The organism is Arsukibacterium sp. (assembly GCF_041616895.1).
Classification (GTDB): Bacteria; Pseudomonadota; Gammaproteobacteria; order Enterobacterales; family Alteromonadaceae; genus Alishewanella.
This window is the reverse complement of record NZ_JBFJPY010000019.1, coordinates 24,851-41,682: the sequence shown is the minus strand read 5'-3', so window position 1 is coordinate 41,682 and position 16,832 is coordinate 24,851. Positions and strand designations below refer to the sequence as shown.

14 protein-coding genes are annotated in these 16,832 nt (G+C 47.4%); 5 read left to right on the top strand and 9 right to left on the bottom strand.

What is annotated here, in order from left to right:
- Positions 1–82: 82 nt before the first annotated feature.
- Positions 83–1,456: a SpoIIE family protein phosphatase gene (locus ABY802_RS05470; RefSeq protein WP_372626006.1), complete on the bottom strand. Its 1,374-nt coding sequence runs from the start codon at positions 1,454–1,456 to the stop codon at positions 83–85.
- A 380-nt stretch (positions 1,457–1,836) separates the two neighbouring features.
- Here ABY802_RS05470 and ABY802_RS05465 point away from each other — a divergent pair, with 380 nt between their 5' ends.
- The gene (locus ABY802_RS05465) at positions 1,837–2,289 is read left to right on the top strand and encodes a PA2169 family four-helix-bundle protein (protein WP_372626004.1); all 453 of its coding nucleotides are present in this window, start codon (positions 1,837–1,839) and stop codon (positions 2,287–2,289) included.
- 63 nt (positions 2,290–2,352) lie between these two features.
- Here ABY802_RS05465 and secF read toward each other — a convergent pair whose 3' ends face one another.
- From secF to ABY802_RS05440, 5 genes are all read right to left on the bottom strand, one after another.
- Positions 2,353–3,288 (bottom strand): protein translocase subunit SecF, encoded by a 936-nt coding sequence (secF, locus tag ABY802_RS05460; protein WP_372626003.1) that lies wholly within the window; start codon positions 3,286–3,288, stop codon positions 2,353–2,355.
- Positions 3,289–3,298: 10 nt separating this feature from the next.
- Positions 3,299–5,152, bottom strand: a complete 1,854-nt coding sequence (gene secD / locus ABY802_RS05455; protein WP_372626002.1) for a protein translocase subunit SecD — start codon at positions 5,150–5,152, stop codon at positions 3,299–3,301.
- Between the two features lie 107 nt (positions 5,153–5,259).
- Positions 5,260–5,589: a hypothetical protein gene (locus tag ABY802_RS05450; protein WP_372626001.1), complete on the bottom strand. Its 330-nt coding sequence runs from the start codon at positions 5,587–5,589 to the stop codon at positions 5,260–5,262.
- A 111-nt stretch (positions 5,590–5,700) separates the two neighbouring features.
- Positions 5,701–7,239, bottom strand: coding sequence for a GNAT family N-acetyltransferase (locus ABY802_RS05445; RefSeq protein WP_372626000.1), 1,539 nt, complete (start codon positions 7,237–7,239; stop codon positions 5,701–5,703).
- A gap of 18 nt (positions 7,240–7,257) precedes the next feature.
- Complete coding sequence (locus tag ABY802_RS05440) at positions 7,258–7,929, bottom strand: RluA family pseudouridine synthase (protein WP_372625999.1); 672 nt, start codon at positions 7,927–7,929, stop codon at positions 7,258–7,260.
- Between the two features lie 131 nt (positions 7,930–8,060).
- Here ABY802_RS05440 and ABY802_RS05435 point away from each other — a divergent pair, with 131 nt between their 5' ends.
- Positions 8,061–8,762 carry an RluA family pseudouridine synthase gene (locus tag ABY802_RS05435; RefSeq protein ID WP_372625998.1) on the top strand — a complete coding sequence of 234 codons (702 nt, stop codon included), beginning with the start codon at positions 8,061–8,063 and terminating at the stop codon, positions 8,760–8,762.
- Positions 8,763–8,930: 168 nt separating this feature from the next.
- Positions 8,931–9,332: a large-conductance mechanosensitive channel protein MscL gene (gene mscL / locus ABY802_RS05430; protein WP_372625997.1), complete on the top strand. Its 402-nt coding sequence runs from the start codon at positions 8,931–8,933 to the stop codon at positions 9,330–9,332.
- A gap of 256 nt (positions 9,333–9,588) precedes the next feature.
- Here mscL and ABY802_RS05425 read toward each other — a convergent pair whose 3' ends face one another.
- Positions 9,589–12,060, bottom strand: coding sequence for a prolyl oligopeptidase family serine peptidase (locus tag ABY802_RS05425; protein ID WP_372625996.1), 2,472 nt, complete (start codon positions 12,058–12,060; stop codon positions 9,589–9,591).
- Positions 12,061–12,296: 236 nt separating this feature from the next.
- Positions 12,297–12,902: an FMN-dependent NADH-azoreductase gene (locus ABY802_RS05420; RefSeq protein WP_372625995.1), complete on the bottom strand. Its 606-nt coding sequence runs from the start codon at positions 12,900–12,902 to the stop codon at positions 12,297–12,299.
- Positions 12,903–13,075: 173 nt separating this feature from the next.
- Here ABY802_RS05420 and ABY802_RS05415 point away from each other — a divergent pair, with 173 nt between their 5' ends.
- The gene (locus tag ABY802_RS05415; protein ID WP_372625994.1) at positions 13,076–13,735 is read left to right on the top strand and encodes a sigma-70 family RNA polymerase sigma factor; all 660 of its coding nucleotides are present in this window, start codon (positions 13,076–13,078) and stop codon (positions 13,733–13,735) included.
- On the top strand, positions 13,719–14,408 hold the full coding sequence (locus tag ABY802_RS05410; RefSeq protein WP_372625993.1) for a ChrR family anti-sigma-E factor: 690 nt from the start codon (positions 13,719–13,721) through the stop codon (positions 14,406–14,408). Before ABY802_RS05415 ends, ABY802_RS05410 begins: the two co-directional genes overlap by 17 nt.
- Positions 14,409–14,482: 74 nt before the next feature.
- On the opposite strand, the gene ABY802_RS05405 is transcribed toward ABY802_RS05410, so the two are convergent.
- Positions 14,483–16,807, bottom strand: coding sequence for an aminotransferase class V-fold PLP-dependent enzyme (locus tag ABY802_RS05405; protein WP_372625992.1), 2,325 nt, complete (start codon positions 16,805–16,807; stop codon positions 14,483–14,485).
- Positions 16,808–16,832 lie beyond the last annotated feature (25 nt).

Here is a 16,832-nt window from a genome sequence, read left to right as displayed (position 1 = left end):
TATAACGCAGCTCACCACATAGTTTGAAATAACAACAGTTATCAACGTTGGCAAATAAAATTTGTTGAGACTCACTCATGTGTTACTCGCTTAGCGAATTAGCCGGCAGATCAGTAACGCCCCTGTTTAGCTTTAGTATAGTCAGATCATCGGGTAATGGTTGGGTCGGATCAATATTCAGTGCCTGCAATAATCCGGCAATGTCAGAATGCGCAATGCTGTTTTTCAACAGACACTGCAACTTTAATTCCGTTGACGGCTGGGGCAGTAAATCTAATAAACCATCCGAGCACAGCATAACACTGCTTTGTTCAGCTAACGTCAGCTGATGGTTTTGATACTGGCTAAAGTCAAACATGCCTGCCGGTGTACTTTTCAGCGGCAGATAACTGGCCTGTTGCTGCTGTTGTACCAAAGGCCAAGGATAGGCACCGGCATTGGCATAAGTAAGCTGGTGGCTCTGGGTGTCCAGTACCGCATAAAACAGCGCAATATACTTGGTAATGTTTTCCCGCAGCAGTTCACTGTTTAAGGTGCTAAGCATGGCCGCCGGATCGAGCAAGGTATCGGCATTGCCGCGCTGATAACGCTCATAATACGAGCTGACAAAACGCTTTAAATATACCGTAACAAAAGCAGAAGCCACGCCGTGCCCGGACACATCGGCCATATAAAACACCACCCGATGCTCGTCGGCATTAAAATAGTCGACAAAATCACCACTCATGTAAGCCGATGGAAAAAGCGCATGACTAAACTCATACTCACCACAGCAAAACCTTGCTGGCGGCAACATTTTAAACTGTACCTGTTTTCCTGCCCGCTCGCCGGCCTCCAGCTCAGCCAACGAATGCTGAAGTTGCTGATTACTGATTGCCAGCTCTGCGGTTCTGGCCTGAACCTTAGCTTCAAGAGTATCATTCAGCTTCGCCAGATCAGCAATGGCCGTATAAGCGCGCAGCGCCGACAATACTGTGGTGGTTAAACGTTGCACGGTAAGCTCGGTTTTTGCCCGGTAATCATTGATATCGTAGTCTTGCACGACTTTTTGCTCAGGCGCCTGGCCCGCCTGGCCGGTACGCAGCACAATTCGAACTAAATGGTTTTGTAAAGTATCGCGGATATAGTGCACCAGCGTCAGACCGGCGTCGTCGGTTTCCATTACCACATCCAGCAAAACCAGCGCAATATCAGGATTACTGTCGAGGATCGGCTTTGCTTCGCGGGCACTGTGAGCACTGATAAATTTAAGTTTGTGGTTTTGAAAATTAAAATCGCGCAGCGCCAGCTGCGTTACTTTATGAATTTCCGGATCGTCGTCAACAATAAGCACGCTCCAGTACTGATAGTCAGCTGCTGGCTCGTTGTTATCCTCTGCAAATACCATGAGATCATGATTGACAGTCGATCCTTCCCAAGCTTTAGTGCTGTCGTTTGGAGCAACATGGTGTGCCATCAAGAATTCCCTCACTTTAATGCAAGCGCCTACAGACGTTAGCATAGTTAGCCAGCAGCGAAAACACCCAACGCTCAGATCCTGAAAACATCTATTTATTCTAGTAAAAATTACCGGCCTTTTAACTAAACCATGAAATAAATGCGCTGGCCAGCAATCAATAGCCGGCGACATCATGATAAAGCACAACATAATAAAAATTAATTAATACCATTATAATCATGGACTTATTGATTTGCACGTGTTCTTTAATACGTGAAATGTCAGATTGGCTTGCATGCTGCAGCAGTATCATTGTCCTGGCAGCAAAGTGTTAGTAGCAACCTTTGGTTATTACTAACCACCGCTGTAATTTTTAATTAAAATGGAGAGCGCATTTTATGGCACAGTTAAATAATCCAGAAATTAAACATGTACATGACATTATCCAGGTACTGAACAGTGGTATCGATTTTTATGGTGATGCCAAAGAGAAAGTAGATGATCGCCAGCTTGCCAGTTTTTTTGACCGGATGTTAAACGCAAGGCGTCTGGTGAAAGAACGCTTGCAGCCTTTTGCTATCGCCGAAGATGGTAAGCGGGAAGATGGCTCGGCGTTTACCGTTGAAGCCAGAAAAGTGTACACCAAAGTGATAGGCGCTATGTCATCGGACAAAGAGCACACTTATATCAGCCAGCTGGAAGAAGTGGAAGATAAAACGCTGGAAGAGCTAAAAGCCGCGTTAACAGAAAACCAGCCACCGCAATTCGTAACCGCGTTGCGTCAGTCGTTAACCACGATGCAGGAATGTCATGATGAAATGCGGGCATTGAAAAAAGCAACCAGCCATTAAATGGCTGGCAGGTTAAACCAATAAAAAACGGCCTTAAGGCCGTTTTTTATTGGTTACTTACCGCTAAACTTGCTCAACCTCTCCCTCTGCCGGCGGTGCAGGCAACATGTCTTCGCGGCTGATGCCTAATACTTCTGCGATGGCGCTGGCGACATACACAGAGGAGTATGTACCTACGGCAATACCAAACAGTAAGGCCGTGGCAAAACCATTAATTAACGCGCCGCCCATGAAAAACAGCACCAACAACACCAGCACTGTGGTCAGAGAAGTAATTACGGTACGGTTTAAAGTTGACGTTATTGCATGGTCAATCGTTTCATCAACAGTCGCCTCGCGCAGCTTGCGAAAACTTTCACGCAGCCGGTCAAACACCACGATAGTATCGTTAATTGAGTAGCCAATCAGTGCTAGAATTGCCGCCAGTACCGTCAGGTCAAACTCCAGCTGCAAGATTGAAAACAAACCCAGTGTCAGAATCACATCATGCCCAAGAGAGACAACGGCACCTACTGACAACCGCCATTCAAAGCGCAAGGCAACGTAAAGCAGAATACCAATAAGGGCCACCAGCATGGCCATTCCACCATCTTGCTTCAGCTCTTCACCTACACTCGGCCCCACAAATTCAACCCGACGCAGCTCAACCGGTGTGCTCTGCTGCGCGTTTAACGCCTGCAGTACCGCCTCACCAACTTTTTCCTGCACCAGGTCCGGACGAAGCGGAATACGGATAAGCACGTCTTTACTGGAGCCGAACAACTGAATAACCGCATCCGGATAGCCTGCAGAACTTAAGGTGTCGCGCATTGCCGTTAAGTCAGCAGACTGATGTAAGCCAACTTCAATAACTGTACCTCCGGTAAAGTCCAGGCCCCAGTTAATGCCTTTCGTGGCAAAAGAGCCAATAGATCCGATAACTAACAATATTGATAACAGCAACGCCGGCCATTTAAACCGCATAAAATGAAGTGGCTGGCTAAAATTAAATAGTTGCATAGCGTACTCCTTACAGCGGCAGTGACTGCAAACGGCGGCCACCCCAAATTAAATTAACCAGTAACCGGCTGCCGACCACCGCAGTAAAAATGGAAGTGATAATGCCGATAGCCAGGGTTATCGCGAAACCTTTAACCGGCCCGGTACCAACACCGAACAAAATAAGCGCTACCAGCAAGGTGGTGATATTAGAGTCAGCGATGGTGGCAAACGCTCTGTCGTAGCCAAGATGAATAGCTTGCTGAACTGATCTGCCCTCGGCCAGCTCTTCCCGTATTCGCTCAAATATCAGTACATTGGCATCGACCGCCATACCCACCGTTAGCACAATGCCCGCCATGCCAGGCAGCGTTAATGTCGCGCCTGGGATCATCGACATAATACCAACCATAACAATAACATTTGCCGCTAGCGCGATATTGGCTACCAAGCCAAAGGCTTTGTAATACACCAGCATAAAAATAAGTACTGCCACCATGCCCCATTGAATGGCGGCAAGGCCCAGTTCAATATTTTCCTTACCTAAACTAGGGCCTATAGTACGCTCTTCAATCACCTGGATTGGCGCAATCAAGGCACCGGCCCGCAATAAACTGGCTAGATGCTGTGCTTGTGCCGGTGAGCTTAACCCGGTTATGTCAAAATCGCGGCCAAGCCGTGACTGGATCGTGGCGTCGTTAATCACTTCCTGCTGTTTTACTAATACCGGCGTGCCATCGGCTCTTTGCTCTGTGCCAGGCTTATATTCAATAAATACCGTGGCCATCCTACGACCCACTGCACTTTTTGACGCTTCAGACATTAAATTACCGCCGGCAGTATCCAGTTTAATAGTCACCTTTGGCTGACTGTACTCGTCGTAACCGGAAATGGCGTCGGTGATATGGTCACCTGTCAGCAATACCCGTTTTTCCAGCAGCAGCGGCCGGCCATCATTGCTTTGATAAAGCTCCGCATTACCAGGCAACCTACCTGCCATTGCAGCGGCCAAATCGCTATCCGTGTCAACCAGCCGAAACTCCAGCGTCGCGGTGGCGCTAAGTATTTCTTTGGCCTGTGCGGTATCCTGTACGCCGGGTAATTGCACCACGATCCGATCTGCGCCCTGGCGCTGGACCACGGGTTCAGCCACGCCAATCTCATTTACCCGGTTGCGCATAATGGTAATGTTCTGTTCCAGCGCATAGTTACGAATGTCGCGTTGACGCTCCTCACTTATTGAAATGAGCAAACTGAGGCTGTCATTGTCCTGGTTAATTAACAGCTGACTATCTTGTTTGCTTAACAGACTTGCTGCCTGTTTAACATCTGCAGCTTGCCGGAAAACGATGGCAATCTGCCCTTGATCCAGGTTAGCTTTAACGCTCTGATAACGAATATCTGCCTGGCGTAAATCGTTACGGAACTGGCTCACTAAATCATTAAGGTGTTTATCTAAAGCTGCTTGCATATCTACAGCCAGTAAAAAATGCACCCCACCGCGAAGGTCGAGACCCAACTTCATGGGTGTTGCACCAATTACTGACAGCCAGGCTGGTGTTGCCGGCATTAAGCTCAGCGCAGCCGTATAATTACGACCTAACAGGCTTTTCGCCTGATCAAATGCTTGCAGCTGTTGCTCGGCGCTGGAAAAACGCGCAATAATTTTTCCATCCTGTAACTGAACTGAGGCGGCGGCATTACCAGCGCTAACAAACTCTTGTTCCAGTTGTAATCGGGTTTGCTCTGAAATCACACCACCGCCTCTGGCGCTGATGTTTAGTGCCGGATCTTCCGGATATAAATTAGGTAATGCATACACCAGGGTTAATAGCAGCATGGTAATCACCACCACATAACGCCAGGCAGGGTTTTTGTTCAACATACAAAGTGTCCTTCACATACTCAGCACCACTACAGCATGGCTATAGCGGTCATAAAATGGGCAGCACCATTGGCAAAAAATTAAAACAAGGTGATGCGGTTTGAGTTTTACAGTGAGATAAAAACGGGGGGTGCGCGGGCAGAGTGAGCGACAGACTCTGTCGCAGCAACTGACCAATACCGGCCATAAATTAAGCCTGCAGCTGCTGCAGTTAGGTTAACATGATGGTTTGTGGTTAATGCGACGAAGGGCTCATCGCTATCAGTGTCTTCAGACACTAGGTATTGCTGCTGAAATGCGGATTGGATAGCAGGGGTAAGGCCCTGCAATTGTGTTTCAACCAGAGGAGCTATGCGGCTTTGTTGCACAGCCAGAGCTTGTGGCGAACACAGCAGACTTAAGTAAACCAGTATGATGACACTACTGAGCCAACGCATAAAACCTCATAACAGCCACAAGACACTAACGTGGTCCTGATGGCACTATCATGAGGCTTTGTCACAGCCGAAACAAGCTACCCCAACAAATATATTTTGTACTGTAACCTGTTACTTTTTACCCTCAGGCGGATTTACCAGCGACAACTGATATACGTCATGCCGGCGGTCTTTCATGGTGTTGACACTGCCGTGACTATGCAGCTCTTTTAGCGCGTCCAAGTCAACATCGACAATGAGCAGCATTTCTGAGTTAGGTGTAGCCTCTGCCTTAATCCCAGTGGTTGGGAAGGCAAAATCTGACGGGGTAAACAGCGCAGACTGAGCATACTGAATGTCCATGTTATTTACTCGAGCCAGGTTTCCTACTGCACCGGCTATGGCCACATAACATTCATTTTCAATCGCACGGGCCATGGCACAGTGCCGTACCCGGGTATAACCATTCTGCGTATCCGTTAAAAAAGGCACAAATAAAATATTCATGCCCTGCTCGGATAATAAACGAGCATATTCCGGAAATTCAACATCATAGCAAATCATAATGCCGATTTTGCCGCAGTCGGTATCGAACACCCTCACCCTGTTGCCACCGTGCATGGCCCAGTTACGTTTTTCTGCCGGGGTGACATGTACTTTATCGTATTGCTCCCAGCTGCCATCCCTGCGACATAAAAATCCGCTGTTATGCAGTTTACCATCATAAATACATGGCATACTGCCGGTAATAATATTGATGTTATAAGCAATGGCAAACTCGACGAATTTTTCGCGAATAGTGTCGGTGTACTTTGCCAGCTCGCGAATACTTTGCGTCACACTTAAATGGTTGTAATGCTCCATCAACGGGGCGGCAAACAGTTCAGGGAACAAAATAAAATCGCTTTTATAGTCGGATACGGCATCAACAAAAAACTCCATCTGTTCGAACAGCTGGTTTATGTCTTTCATATTGCGCATTTGCCACTGCACCAGACCAAGCCGCACTTCTGATTTGGGCGCATTGATTAATTTCACTGATTTGGTGTAATAAATATTGGCCCACTCCAGCAACGTGGCATATTCCTGTGACTGGGTATCTCCCGGAATATAGCCCTTTAGCAACTTGCGGACATGAAAGCCATTGGCCAGCTGAAAGCTTAATACCGGATCATACAGCTCTTTACTTTTTACTTTCTCAATAAACTGTTTTGCGCTGAGTGTTTTGGCATGCTGCTCATAGTTCGGCATTCTGCCACCGGCCATAATAGCCCGTAAATTCAGGTTCTCGCAGATCTCTTTGCGCACGTCATAAAGCCGTCTGGCCAGGCGCAGACCGCGATAATCAGGGTGAATAAACACCTCTATCCCATAAAGCACATCGCCGTTATGGTCATGATTATCAAAAGAAAAACCAGAAACAATTTGCTCGTAGGTATGGTCATCACTGAATTTGCGGTAATCAATAATGAGTGAAAACGCACAGCCAACAACTTTGCCATCAACACAAACACAAATCTGACCTTCAGGGAATTTGGTCAGTAATGTATCAACCCGCTCTTTAGTCCAGGTAAGCAGTGGGCCCGCCTCATATACCTGCTCTGATGCTGCGCGTAGCTCTGCCATATCTTCACTGGTTAAATGGCGTATTTCTACATGATTAGCTTCCATGATAATTCCTCTTTATCGTTAAAATTCTGCTGGGTTATCCAGGCTAAGCTGTGCACCTGTTGTGGGATGCTTAAAACTAATGTTAGCTGCATGCAATAGCAAACGGTCAGCTTGAGCAATAATTTGAGCCTCACCATACAGCGTGTCGCCCAGTATGGCATGACCGATAGCTTGCAAATGTAGTCGCAGTTGATGAGAGCGGCCGGTTACTGGCGTCAATAATAATCGGCTCTGGTTTGTCGCCTTATCCCGGCTTAGCACCTTAAAATAAGTTAACGACGGTTTGCCGCTAGCCTGACAAATTTTATACAGTGGCCGGTTAGCATCATCAGCAGCAATCGGTAAAGTAATCTCACCCTGATCCTGCTTAACCAAACCTGTCACAATGGCGTGATACTGCTTAGTAATGCTTCGGGCCTGAAATTGTTTACTCAGCTCAGATAATGCCCGTTTAGTTAACGGTAACAATACTATACCAGAGGTGTCATAATCCAGCCGGTGCACGACGGTAGCGCTTGGCCATTCACATTGCACCCGGTTAATTAAGCAATCTTTATTTGCCGGGTGCCGTCCTGGTACCGTTAGCAATTTAGCAGGTTTACTGACAACCAGCAGATGCTCATCCTGATATAACACCGTGAATGGTTTATCAGTCGCTTGTAAAACTGCTAAATGAGATAAATCAGTCATTATAAGGTTGGACTCACTGCCTGTGCTTTGCTATTAAATAATTCGATTAGTGACCATTATGCCTGATCTGCAGTTTGTCTGCAGCGCAAAATCCGCTATGCTGCAGGCCGTGTTTTTCGTATTAGTAAGTTATGACAGACAATTTCCGTTATCAACCGCCGCAAACTCCCTGGCTTGATATTTTATATCAGGATAAAGACCTTATTGTGTTAAATAAGCCCAGCGGCTTATTAACGAATCCAGGCCGCGGAGCTGAGTTAGCGGATTGCTTATTTAGCCGGGTAAAAGCGCAATTTGAATTAGCGCAGCTGGTGCATCGGCTTGATTTAAGCACCTCTGGCGTGGTGGTAATGGCGCTGCGACGCAAAGCTGAACGCGAGCTAAAACGCCAGTTTGCCGCACGTGAAGTTAAAAAGCGCTATCTGGCAGTCGTTGCTGGTCAGTTAAAAACCGAAAGCGGCAGTATCGATTTACCCTTAGCCGTTGATACAGATCAGGCACCGCGTCAAAAAGTGTGCGAGCAGCAAGGTAAGGCGGCATTAACCCACTACCGGCTATTGCAGCAATATGCCAGCTCAGCGCTGCTTGAACTTCGCCCGATAACCGGCCGCTCCCATCAGTTACGGGTGCACATGCTGGCGCTGGGGCATCCTATCCTCGGTGACGCTTTTTATGCACCTGCTGCGATAGTAGCTGCCGCGCCACGTTTGCTGCTTCATGCCGCCAGCTTACAACTGCAACACCCCTACTCTGGCCAAGCGCTTGAATTTACTGCCGACACAGACTTTGTTAACGCCAATGGCAGCCTGAACTGGCCCGCTGAAACTTTCTAAGCAAAGTAATTTCTGCGCTAAGTAAGATAAGCACACTGGTAAATTCAACCCGTCTGGCTATAGTGATTATACTTTGCATCGTACCTGCACATTTCCAGGCAAGGTCAGGTAATGCAATGTAAGTCACATCAATCATAAAACAGAAATAACAATAAAATAGGATCTACTATGAGTATGCTTAGTGAGTTTAAAAGCTTTGCTATGCGCGGCAATGTTGTTGACATGGCAGTGGGGATAATTATTGGTGCCGCTTTTGGCAAAATTGTGTCGTCATTTGTTAACGACGTTATTATGCCGCCTATTGGCGTATTGCTGGGTGGGGTTAACTTTCGCGATTTAGCGGTGGTGATCCAACAGGCAACAGAGACTCAGGCCGAAGTACTGATTAAATATGGCATGTTTATCCAAAGCATTATTGATTTTATCATTATAGCTTTGGCGGTATTTGTCGGTGTCAGAGCGATGAATTCGATGAAGGCAAAAGAAGAAGCCAAGCCAGTAGAAGTGGCCAAAATACCGGAAGACGTTAAATTGCTGGTTGAAATCCGGGATTTATTGAAAAAGCCCTAGCCGTGTTTTAACCAGCAATGTGACATAAAAAAACGTCTCTAATGAGACGTTTTTGCTAAACGATATAGTTCAAAAGGAGGTCGGAAACCCGATCTGGTCGACGCAGAGTGTCTGAGCCGTGCCGAAGGCAACAGGGCGACAAATTCGTCAGGAGCGAATTTGAACAGCTTTAGCTGGCCGCAGGTGCTGGGCAGGAAAGACCGGCATAGTTGCTGCGTCGAGCCAGAGCGGGTATTGCGACCGTATCCTTACACCGTTACAAGTTCTCTTCAAATAACTTATAAATGCGCCGATATTCGTCCAGCCAGCTGCTGGGCTGCCGGAAGCCGTGTGGCTCTACCGGATAAATCGCCGTTTCGAAATCCTGCTTTTCCTGCTCAATTAAACGCTGCACCAGGCGCACCACATCCTGAAAGAACACATTGTCATCGACCATTGGGGCATTGATCAGCAACGGTTTCTGCAAACCCTGACTAAAATAAATCGGCGAGCTGCGCTCATAGGCAATCGGATCTATGTCAGGAGTATTCAGAATATTCGAAGTATAGGGATGGTTATAATAAGCCCAGTCACTCACTGGACGCAGTGCCGCACCGGCCTGAAATAATTCCGGCTGCTTAAACAACGCCATAAAGGTCATAAAGCCGCCGTAAGAACCGCCATAAGTGCCAATACGCTTGCGATCGACGTTAGCATTTTCTACCAGCCAGTTTACGCCATCGGCTAAATCTTCTATTTCCGGGGTGCCCATTTGCCGGTAGATGGCGGTACGCCAGTCACGACCATAACCTTTGGACGCCCGGTAATCCATATCCATTACCACATAACCTTGCTGCGCCAGTAAGTTATGAAATAAAAACTCGCGGAAGTAGCCAGACCAGCCTAAATCACTGTTTTGCAGATAACCGGCACCATGATTAAAAATAACGGCACGGCGAGGCTCGCCTTGCTGATAATCGGCCGGATAATACACTTTACTGAAAACCGGTTGCTTGGTATGCGATGATGGCACGGCAACTATCTGCGGCGCGACCAGTGGTAATTGCTTAAATTCGGCAGAAACCGTATCCGTCAACCTGACAACTTCAGCGTTTGGCGAAGCCGCCATCAGATATAAGTCTTCTGGCATCAGATTGGTTGAATGAGTTAATAACAGTTTTTGCTCATCGGCAGACAAAGTAAAATCGGTCATACCACCCAGGCTCGTCAGCTGCTCAGTGTCTTTTGTGGTCAAATTTAACCGATAAACCTCATATACCCCAGGGTGCGATACGTTCGCTTTAAAGTACAGGTAGTTATCATCGACGGTTAATGTGGGATCACTGACTTCAAACGTACCACGGGTTAACTTTTCCGCTTTACGGCCAGATAGTGCTTTGCTGTAAAGATGCGAGTAGCCGCTTTCTTCAGACAGAAAATACAGGGTATTGCTGTTGTTAAACCAGCCAAAGTCATTAAAAGCGTAGTTAACCCAGGCAGTATCGTGCAAACGATGTTGCGGCACTAATGCTTTCTTTTCAAAATCAATTGTAGCAATCCAGCGATCTTTATTATCGAACGCTTTGAGCATGATCGCGACCTGTTCACCGCTACTGTGCCAACGCATGGCACTTTGGCTCCAGTACCAGTCGGTCATCAGGCCAATATCACGAATAATCTTGTCACTTTTATACTTTTCGCCCTTTGCTTTGGCGTTTTCCGCTTTAACTTCGGCCAGTACATCTTCATTGTAACCCGGTAAACTGGTATAGCTAAGCGGGTACTGACTACCATCGGTCAAGGACACCAGAATTAAACGTTGCGGTTCGGGTTTAAAGTCATTCACCCGCCATCTGACAGGTTCTGCAGCAATATCACCGGTTTCGGTAATATAGTTGGGCATAATATCTTTTTCATTGCGTGGCTTAGCTTTGCGTACCGCAACCAGTAAATAATCTGCTTTGGGCGATATGCTGGCATCAACAATTTGCTGATCCTTACCAAAATAGGCAGCAACCGGTGCTAAAGACGGATTTGCAGCGCGAAGGGCCGTTTCAGCCTGGTGCTGTTCCCTTTTGTCGCGTTGGGATTTTGCCACAAACCCAATCAATTTTTGCTGCTCCTGTGCCAGGTAACCACTGGGTGCAGCAGGCGCTTTAGGTTTTTCTTCTGTTTTAAGGCTGATAAGCTCGCTGCTTAAACCTGTAGCTAAATCGGTACTAAAATAAGTCCAGCCCTGTCGATAAACCAGGCGGTTATCTGATAAAAAATGGGGATCGCTGTGTGTAATATTGCTGCGGGTAATCTGGATTATCTCGCCCTGAGCGTTACGAACAAAAATATTTCCTTCAAATACCCAGGTCTGCCACTGCCGATCTGCACTGAACTGCACATTAGCACTACCCATCTGATGCAACTGGGACAGCGGCACTGCTACACCATTGTCATTAGCATTTAGCGGGCGCTTGAACCAGTCACGCACTTCACTGCCAGGCCTTTTCTGCTGATAAAAAACATGGCTGCCATCCGCTCCCCAAAATGGGTTTTCTGGGGTACGCCCAAGCCAGTCAGGATCAGCCATGATCTGCTCGATCGTAAGGTTAATAGTTGGATCAGTCTGGTAAACCGGCGTAACCGCAACTGTTGTGTTCTGCCAGGTTTGCGGTTCTGTTTTAGCTAATGCGATATTGCAGCTGAACAACAACGTTGCCGTGACGGTGGTAAGCAACATTTGATGAAATATTTTCATATTTAAGGTCTTGTACTTGATTAACGACGCCCTTTTATACAAAGCCTTGAGACGGAACGCAACCCGATGCGGCTGAATAGCAAAGATCTGAGCCCAACTCACATTCTCAGTATTCCATTCCCTCAGACATTAGAGGTTACCATTACATATAAACCAAAAAGCGCAACGATGTTGCGCTTTATTCTTGAGACACAGAGTGTAACGGCCGTTGCTCCTTAGCACTTCGCAGTTTCGGATTACGCCGCCACTTTCTCGCTAAGCTTGCTCAGCTGCTGCTTCGCTGCAGCGAGTGCTTTGTCAGCCGCCTCTTCGCCCATATTTAAGCCTTCAGCATAGACGAAATGAAGTTGGCTCAAACCGATAAAATTGAAGAAGCTGGTAAGAAATGGTGTTTGGCTGTCTGCTGGAGTTCCCTGATACAGGCCTCCGCGTGTTGCCAAAATAATAACGGGCTTGTCAGCCAACAAACCTACCGGGCCATTCTCGGTGTATTTAAAGGTAACCCCTGCCCGTGCTAAACGGTCTAACAATGATTTTAGCTGAGAAGGGATGCCGAAATTATACATTGGCACACCTAATACGATAACGTCAGCAGCTTGCACCTGTTCGATCAACTGGTCTGAATAGCTGGCAAGTTGCTGTTGCTCTGCAGTGCGCTCGGACACGGGGGTCATCCATGCCGCTAATTCTGTCATTATCAGATGAGGCAGTGGCGCGGCGTTTAAATCAATTTCGGTTAGGTTGATATCATTACCAAGCTTGGCGATAAAAGCCTTGCTTAACTTTGTCGAATTACCGTTGTCTCCGCTGATCGAGCTGTTTATTACCAGAACTTCTTTCATAATTGTCTCCTCTCGAGATATCTATCTACAATACACCATATTTATAGAATGTTAATCGCATTAAAGTGGGCATTCCTTTCTATTTAATGGCTAAATAAGTTTTAAACCAGCGGTAATTAAGGGGCGTATAACTTGCAAATTCGAAAAACAAATTAAAGCCGGGATACACAAATATGTTGGAAACTACCGAGCTAAAAGGGCATCATGATGCTTTATCGAAGCAGAAGCGAATAAGCCAGCGGATGACCATTAATAGTGAAAGCGAGACACGCACCGGGCAATGGGAAGACGCCCTTACATTGGTAGCGTTAAATCAGGACAAAGCAGCCTATGCTGAGTTGTTCAGATACTTCGCCCCGAGATTGCGAGCGTTCGGAATTAAGATGTTTGGTAATGAGCAACAAGCCATGGAGATGGTGCAAGATGCCATGCTAAACGTGTGGCGCAAGGCGCGGTTATTTGATGCAAGTCGAGGCTGTGCTTCAACCTGGATTTTTACTATCGCCCGTAATGTCCGGTTTGATATGTTGCGTAAGAAACAAAGCAGGAAAGATGATATAAGCGCTGACGATTTGTGGTTTGATGGTGATTACCCGGAGCAGGAAGGCAATAGCAGTGACAGCTGGGACACCATGCTAATGAGTGAAAAGCTGGCTCCCCATTTTGATGCGTTACCGCCTGCACAGCGCATGGTAATGCAAAAAGTATATTTAGAAGAGAAATCTCATCAGGAAGTATCTGATGAACTGGCAATACCGTTGGGTACAGTGAAATCGCGGATCAGGTTGGCACTGGATAGATTGAGAGGGGCATTAGATGACACACGCAGTTAAATTTCATCCGGGATTAATGTTGCTGGAACAATATGTTGAAGGGTCGTTGTCTGCTGACGTCGCCCTGGCAGTATCAGCGCATATCGATTTATGCCCACATTGCCAGCAATTAAGCCGGGATATCACCAATGATCAAGCTTGTGTGCTGACCGAACAGCAGGTAGCGAGTCGAGATGACGAGCAAGAGTGGAATCAGATGCTTGATTTCATTACTAGTCAGCCAATTTTGGCGGCGAACGTTCCGACTCAGGATAACACCGCTGCGAAAGTGGCAAACATAACGGTTAACGGCAGAACATTTCAGATCCCAAGGGCATTGGTCAGGTTGGCGGAAAACCAGAACAAGTGGTTGCATCTGGGTGGCATTGCCACTGCAAAATTACCTACTGCGGACAAGCAGCATGTGTCTTTGCTTTACATCGATAAAGGGACTGAAGTGCCTAATCATACGCACCTTGGCCTGGAGATGACTTTAGTGTTGGCAGGCAGAATAGTCGATGAGAATGGCGAATATGGCGTTGGTGATTTATTGATCAATTCACCTGATGATACCCATACACCGCGGACTCTTGCCGACGAGGATTGTTTATGTTTGTCAGTTCTCAGTGCACCGTTGAAGTTTAATAAAGGCCTGACACGTTTACTAAATCCGTTACAGCAGTTTTTTTACTAAACAGGAAGTCTTAGCTTGGTGGAGCAAGCTTGGCGCCGTGCAAACGGCGCTTTTTTTTGCCTATCCGATCAACACTATACCAATAGCGCCATACCGCCATTTAGATTATACACGGTGTCAAAACCAAAACGACGTAATACCTTGCAAGCCAGCAAACTGCGATTGCCACTACGACACACCAGTAATAATGGCCTTGAGGGTTCCAGCTGCCTGCTGATAAGCGCATCACATAACTTAGATAATGGCACCGCTAACACCTTATTTATTGCGGGTAAATGCTGCTGCAGCGGCCCGGCGCTTTGTTCGTGGGGCTCTCGCACGTCAACTACCTGCAGTTCGGGTTGCTGCCTCAATACTTCTGCCAGATCGGCTTTGTTTAACATCCGACTGGCATCGGTGACCGTAACTTCCACCAATCCACAATAATAATGACTGGCTTGCTGCAACTTAGCGGTTTGGGCATTTAATTGTTGCTGCCATTGCTCAGCAGGCTGGCCAGCCAGTAACTTGCTGAATAATGCACTTTCCTGTTTAGCAAGACGTAATGTTGTGGCAAATCGCTGGGCATAGTCATGACTGGATAACAGTAAAGTATCCGGGGCGACCTTTGCCGCTAATGACTGAATACTCTGTTGCAATTCGCTGGCATTACCTCCGGCTAAATCGGTACGACCTATCCCGCCGGGTAAAATTAAATCGCCAACAAATACCGCGACGACCCGTTGGCGATGCTGCAAAACAATACTGATAGCGCTGGCACAGTGACCAGGGGTCGCCAGCCGGGTTAGCGAATAGTCAGCAAGCTCGATAGACCCTGCCCCCTCAGGCCATCCTGAATCGTCGCAGTTGTCCTGATAAAAATGTAATGCCTGACGCAGCAATAAGGCGGCACTTTGTTGTGGTCGATCTATTTGTAGCTCTTGCTGCATATTGTTTTGGGAATTGTGTTGGGAATTGTTTTGGGAATCGTGTTGCGAGTGGTGATGTGTTTCTAAAATAGCCAATAACTGCAGGTGGCGGCCTTGTACAATATTGATCATCCTGTTTACCAGGGCTGGCACCGGATCAATGACCACCGCTTGCTTAGTCTGGTTATCAATCAGCAAGTAGCTGCAGCTGTCTTCATGCTTTAACTGAAGCAGGCCATTGGCGTGGATCTCCAGGGTTGGCGTGGCATCCGTGACCACCAGGCAATGCTTATTAACCACCTCTTTTAATGCTCTGATCGCTTTGCAAGCGTCAGCGCATTCAATGGCTGTCATCGCCGGTCCGAAAGACAACCGGATGGCGCCCTGACTGCGCCATGCCGCCAAGCCCATGGCATCCAATACAAAGCTGCTGGGGACTTTTGAACTGCATGCGGAGCCACTACTTATCCGAATGCCCGCCGCATCAAATAAATCCATAATATCCTTACTGTAAAAACCGGGCACAGAAAAGTTTATAGTCGTCGGAACAATATAGGGCCGCTCGCTATTTAGCGTCAGCGCTGGAAAAACAGTTAAAAGCGCATTAAGTAGATCATCCCGGTACTTCCACAGCGTTTGTTCACTCTGAAATACCTTACCATCGGTTTGCTGCAGCTCAGCAAGTACGGCGCCAAGTGCTGCAATCCCCGGTAAATTTTCAGTACCAGAGCGCAAGCCTCCTTCCTGACCACCACCAGCAATAAACGGCTGATAAGGCGCACTGGCTCTTACATATAAAAAGCCGACTCCTTTGGGGGCATAAAGTTTGTGACCACTAAACGGCGCATAGTCAATGGTGGTGCTCTCCAGATTAAGCGGCATTTTGCCCAGCGCCTGAACGCAGTCAACCAGCCAGAAAACGTCAGGATTTGCCGCGCGGATACAATGCTCAAGCTCTTTTAATTGTTGGCTTATACCCGTTTCATTGTTCGCTGCCATTGTACAAATAAGGCCAGCAGCAGCAGCGTGCTTAGCAATAAAATGGGCATCGAGCTGGCCGTTCTGATCGACCGGAATAGCGGTTACTGTAGCACCCAGTTGCAACACCTCATTCCAGTGCTTTAAACTTTCAGGTACCGCTTTGTGTTCTGTGGCACCATACAGCAGCAAGGTCTCAGTTCCGCTTGTGCCCTTAGCGCGCAACGCCAGTAATGCCGATACCACCGCACTTTGAATACCTTCAGTGGCGCCTGAAGTGAATACAATTCGACCGTTACCCGCCCCCGTAACCGTGCGGGCCAGATTTCTGGCCTGTTCTAGGGTCGCTTTTGCCTTAATGCCCGTAGTATGGCTGCTGCTGGGGTTGCCAAACTGTTGTTGCATGCACTGCATAGCCGCCAATGCTGCTGAGGGCAAAACAGGCGTAGTTGCATTATTATCCAAATAAATTTCGGCAGGTCGGGTTCGTGGGCTTATATGTTTCGTCGTCATCCTCAGGCCTATTCCGCGCGGCACT